Source organism: Levilinea saccharolytica, from assembly GCF_001306035.1.
GTDB lineage: Bacteria > Chloroflexota > Anaerolineae > Anaerolineales > Anaerolineaceae > Levilinea > Levilinea saccharolytica.
On sequence record NZ_LGCM01000056.1, the window covers coordinates 1 to 5,065 of the forward strand.

4 protein-coding genes are annotated in these 5,065 nt (G+C 58.6%); 1 reads left to right on the forward strand and 3 read right to left on the reverse strand.

The genetic code is table 11. The features are described from left to right. Positions 1–370 precede the first annotated feature (370 nt). The gene (locus ADN01_RS15335) at positions 371–1,681 is read right to left on the reverse strand and encodes an extracellular solute-binding protein (RefSeq protein WP_201778693.1); all 1,311 of its coding nucleotides are present in this window, start codon (positions 1,679–1,681) and stop codon (positions 371–373) included. A 121-nt stretch (positions 1,682–1,802) separates the two neighbouring features. Next, entirely contained in the window at positions 1,803–2,954 is a 1,152-nt protein-coding gene (locus ADN01_RS15340; RefSeq protein WP_160318448.1) for an ROK family transcriptional regulator, read from the reverse strand. Between the two features lie 302 nt (positions 2,955–3,256). Here ADN01_RS15340 and ADN01_RS15345 point away from each other — a divergent pair, with 302 nt between their 5' ends. Continuing rightward, positions 3,257–4,102: a lipoate--protein ligase family protein gene (locus tag ADN01_RS15345; RefSeq protein ID WP_075071260.1), complete on the forward strand. Its 846-nt coding sequence runs from the start codon at positions 3,257–3,259 to the stop codon at positions 4,100–4,102. On the opposite strand, the gene ADN01_RS15350 is transcribed toward ADN01_RS15345, so the two are convergent. Continuing rightward, complete coding sequence (locus ADN01_RS15350) at positions 4,099–4,788, reverse strand: DUF4230 domain-containing protein (protein ID WP_062418073.1); 690 nt, start codon at positions 4,786–4,788, stop codon at positions 4,099–4,101. The genes ADN01_RS15345 and ADN01_RS15350 overlap by 4 nt on opposite strands. Between the last annotated feature and the right edge of the window lie 277 nt (positions 4,789–5,065).

Below are 5,065 nucleotides of genomic sequence, written 5' to 3' on the forward strand. Positions count from 1 at the left end.
ACCGCCTCCAGAATCGCCGTTCCGATCAGGACGTACAGCACCGTGGTCCCAACTTCGGTCAGGCTCTTGACGAGAACTTCATTCGGTATCATCGAGTGTTCCTCCTTGTTTGTTCGGGAGCGCAGGCAGAACTCTGTAACCAAACGAACGCTATGATTCAATTGTCAAGTTAATGGTTTGAAAATGCAGGGGTGTACAGTTTTGCAATGGTATTTCTTGAAATTCATTATACACGAATTCGAAACATGGGATTCATCAGCGATCACCCCGGCATTCTGAAACAATCAACCGCGGAAACCCACCACTCGTGCATAAAACAAAGAACCCTGGGGATGGAGCGAACTCCATCCCCAGGGCCAAAGCTAATCAATTACTCAAGCGTTTTGATGCAGGTTTCCGCGGCGGTCTGCGCAGCAGCAGCAGCGTCGGCAGCCGGCTTGGTGTTCGCCAGCACGGCCTGCATTTCGGGCTTCAAACCATCCCACACGCAGCGCATTTCCAGCACCACGGGCATGGGGGTGCCGTAGCTCATCTGCATGGAGGAGCCAGCCAGAATGGGGTCGTCCTTGATCATCGGGTCTTCCAGAGCAACCTTCAGAGCGGGCAGGCGGCTGAGGGTCTTGACCATGTTGATCTGGTTCTCTTCACTGGTCGTGAATTCCATGAATTTCTTAACCGCTTCCAACTTGGCGCCTTCCAGGGACTTGGGGACCATGAAGTAGACACCGGAGGTGTAAGGCGCGGGGTACTTGCCAGTGGATTTGACCATCGGCAGGGGAGCCACACCCAGTTTGTCACCCAGAGCGGTCTTGTAATCGCCCAGCGACCAGTCACCATTCACGATCATGGCAGCCTTGCCTTCTTTGAAGAGGGTGTCAGCGCCGTTGTAGTCCGATTCCGCCGGAACGATCGGGGTGGTGTATTTGATGTCATACAGGAACTGCAGGGTCGCAGTCATTTCGGGGGTGTTCAGGGTGGGGGTCACGCCGTCCGCAGCGAAGACCGCGCCGCCGAAGCCGCCCAACCAGGGAGCCAGCCAGAAGGGCTCAGTCTGGTTGTAGGCGAAACCGTACACGCCGTCTTTGGTCAGTTCCTGGGCCACTTTCACGAATTCTTCGGTGTCCGCAGGGGCAGTCGGGACCAAGTCCTTGTTGTACAGCAGCATCAGGTGATTGCCGCTCGAGATCGGGGCGCCCCAGGTCTTGCCGTCGAAAGCGACGGAGGGCACGAACTTGCTCAGGTCAACCAGGTCATCAACCGGTTGGATCAGGTCAGCCGCGGTGAAGGGGCCGGCGTGGTCAGAAACAGTCCAGAGCAGATCCGGGGGGTTACCAGCCAGGCTGGAGGTCTGGAAGTCTTCGCGCAGGGTCTCAATTTCCTTGTTCACAACTTCGAAGGTCACGTCGGGGTTGGCCGCCGTGAAGGCATCCGTCAGGCTGGTCACATACTGCAAACCGCCGTCCGCCTCGCCTTCCTTCGTCCACAAAACGATCTTCACAGGTTCCGCTTTGGGGGCTTCGGTGGCAGCAGGGGCCGCAGGTTCGGCAGGGGCCGCAGGTTCGGCGGGAGCCGCGGGTTCAGCAGGGGCCGCAGGTTCAGGGGTCGCAGCGGGAGCGCAGGCCGCCAGAACGAACACGGCGATGAGCAGCATGCTCATAACTTTGAGGAACTTCTTAGACATCTCTTTTCTCCTATCAAAATTTGGTTTACGGTTTTTTCTCAGTGCCAGATGTCTCTGGCAGGAATGAGTCAGCTATGCATGTCCGAATCGTGACCAGAAATCACCTCCTTTACGATCCTACTCATGCCTCTGCAAGTTCATGCAGAACGATCGTCAGCGCTTGAACCACTGCTCCCATGCCCGAAGATCTGCGTCCGAGCAGTGCTTCCGTCACCCGCACCGCGCTGGATGACACGCGCAGGCTGCGGGCTTTCACCGATTGGCGGATCGGCTCTAACAAAAGATCCCCAATCTGGGCAACCCCACCACCCACAATCACCATGCTTGGGTTGATCAGGTTGACCAGGCTGGCAATCGCTGTACCCAAATGCCGCCCGCCGTCAATCACAATATGCTGCGCCACCAAGTCGCCGCGCCGCGCCGCCGAAATCACATCCCGCGCGGTAATGGCCGTGATCGGGTCAATTTCTGCCAGGACGGTGCGGTGACCGGCCTTAATCTGCTGAACAGCGCGCGCCGAAATGGCATACCCACCCGCCATGGCTTCCAGGCAGCCGCGGTTGCCGCAGGAACAGCGCGGTCCGTTTTCATCAATGGTAAAGTGCCCAATCTCACCCGCCGAGCCAGTCGAACCGCGGTAAATCTGCCCGCCTAAAAGCAGCCCGGCCCCCACACCCGTTCCCACTTTGATGTAGGCGATGTTGCTCTCTCCGCGGGCCGCGCCGTAGGCCCATTCGCCCAGCGCGCCCAGCTCCGCATCGTTGTTCAGCGTCACCGGGCAGCCCCACATGGCTTCCAGCCGGTCGCGGATGGGAAAATTATCCCAACCCGGCATAATCGGCGGCGCGCTCACCAGCCCAACTTCTACCACCACCGGCCCCGGAACGCCCACCCCCACCGCCGAAACGTCCGACAGCTGCAGCCCTTCCTTCGCCAAAAGTTCTCGTAAACCCTCGTCCACCTTTTGCAGGCAGGCCTCCGGCCCGTCACCGATCCGCAGGGGAAATTCGTGGTCCCGGATCACCCGCGCGGAATAATCCGCCAGGATGATATTGGCATGCGTCGCGCCAATATCCACCCCCACCACGCGCCCGCGTTTGGGGTTGATCTCCAGGACAATCGGTGTACGTCCACCCGCAGATTTACGTTCATCTTCGCAAATAATATTCTTTTCCAGTAAGTCGTTGACAATGGTGGTGACTGCCGCACGCGTCAGGCCCAGCTGCCGGGCCAATTCTACGCGTGAAATCCCACCCGGGGTGAACCGTATCAAATCGATAATTGCGTGCTTGTTAAGGTTCTTAACTTTATAGAGTCCGATTTGGACTTGAATGGCCTTATCAGCGCGTTTTGACCCCGTTTTCATGTCACTATTATAACAAAATTCAATTTATTGTCAATACTTTTAACACAAAATTTAACTTCGCTGAAAGCCTTCGATCCTCTTCCAGCAAAAAAGCCGGCAGACCTGCTCATGTTTTCATTATAGCGATTTTAAAACCCACTTTCCAGGTATAATCCCCCCGTGTATAAACTTCACCAGACCCCATCCCATCCCTGAAAGGTTCTTCGCTCATGCAGCCTGCCAACTGGAGACTTGTGCTTTCCCCCCCGCTCAGCGGCGCTTTGAACATGGCCGTGGATGAGGCCGTACTCGAATCGGTCGGCCAAGGCCTGTCTCTGCCCACCCTGCGCCTCTACGCCTGGGATCCCCCCTGTCTTTCTCTCGGCTATGCGCAGCCAGGCAGCGATCTGGATCTGCCGGCCCTCCAGCAGCGCGGCTGGCAGTTTGTCCGCCGCCCCACCGGTGGGCGCGCCATCCTCCACACCGATGAACTCACCTACGCTGTCATCGCCCCGCCCGACGAACCGCGCGTGGCAGGCAGCGTGCTGGAAAGCTATCAGCGTCTCTCCATGGCCCTTCTGCGCGCTTTGCAGCTTCTGGGCGCTCAGCCCCACGCCGAAGAAAAATCTCCCGCGCCCAACCCATCGGGTCCCGGTCCGGTCTGCTTTGAAGTTCCGTCCAATTTTGAGATCACCGTGGAGGGAAAAAAGCTGGTCGGCAGCGCCCAGGCCCGCCGCAAAGAGGGCGTATTGCAGCACGGCTCGCTGCCCCTGGTGGGCGACCTGACCCGCATCACCCAGGGTCTGGCCTTCCCCGACGAAGCTGCACGTGCGCGGGCGGCCGAGCGCCTCTTGCAGCGCGCCACCACCCTCGAAGCCGTCCTGCACCGCCGCGTCTCCTGGGATGAGGCTGCCCAGGCCTTTCAGGAAGCCTTCAGTCAGACCCTGGGCCTGTCCTTCCAGCCCGATGCGCTCAGCCCGCACGAATGGGCGCGCGCCCAGACCCTGTCCGCCGAAAAATACAGCGACCCTGCCTGGCTGCTGCGCCCCCTGTCTGCCCCAAAGCCGACCGCCTAAGGCTGCGGGGTGGCGGCAGGCAGAAAAACTACTTCTGGATAACCCAGCTTATCAAACAGGCGCTCCAGATAACTTTCCGCGTTCAGTTGAGCGGTGTTTAAAATGCCGTCTTTCAGCGCCGCAGAAAGGATCTCCTGTTCGGCTGCCTTGCGCGCGGCGGTTTCCAGGTTCGTGTCGCCGCGCGTCAAGAGGCCCGTTTCGCGGTCGTATACATACGATTTTTCATTATCCAACGTTGCCACAAACACTTCCGCCGCCGGCAGCCGTACCGTCAGCACCCCATCCTGCACCTTGAGATCCTCGCTGCTCAGTTTACCCAGGTCCACTCCGGCAATGACCGTGCCGTGGGCCACAAACAGCAGTTTATCGCCGAACAGGAACCCCAGGTCCCCCTGGCCGGTTTGGGCGGTGATCAGCTTTTCTACGGTGAATTGAATCGTCTCCAGGCGCGCCAGGGTGCGCACCTCGCGGATGATCGTCACCGGATCCGGCAAAATGGTCGGTGTGGGGTTCATCAACTGCGAGATCTGCGTCTTGAGCTGCTGGTTGGCGTCGTTAACCGGCGCCATCGCCTGATCCGTGGTTTGCTGAATGGTGCGCACCAGTAGATACGGCAGGCCAATCACCACCAGCGCCACCAATGCCAGACCCAGCACAATCAACACCAATTTTCCGCGGATACCCATGGTTTTCACCTCCTCAATTTGCAGCAGAACCCGTCCGCCGGTTTAAAATTGATTATAATCGCTTTACTGGGAATTCAATTAACGACTCACGGGCTGCGCGACGGGCCACAAGCTGGCCGCGCGGCACAACAGGTGCAATGAACAAAACCAATCGCTGGATTGACCGCTGGAAACCCTTTTCTCATTCGCTGGTGTTTGCCCTGGTGATGCTTGCCCTCAGCGCCTGTCAGCTGCCTGGACAGTCTGCCCCCACTCCCTCCAATGAGCCTTTAGGATC

Bases quoted from the DNA above. Each gene is read 5' to 3' on its own strand.
- ADN01_RS15335 (WP_201778693.1), bottom strand. From the start codon at position 1,681: ATGTCTAAGAAGTTCCTCAAAGTTATGAGCATGCTGCTCATCGCCGTG.
- ADN01_RS15345 (WP_075071260.1), top strand. From the start codon at position 3,257: ATGCAGCCTGCCAACTGGAGACTTGTGCTTTCCCCCCCGCTCAGCGGC.
- ADN01_RS15350 (WP_062418073.1), bottom strand. From the start codon at position 4,788: ATGGGTATCCGCGGAAAATTGGTGTTGATTGTGCTGGGTCTGGCATTG.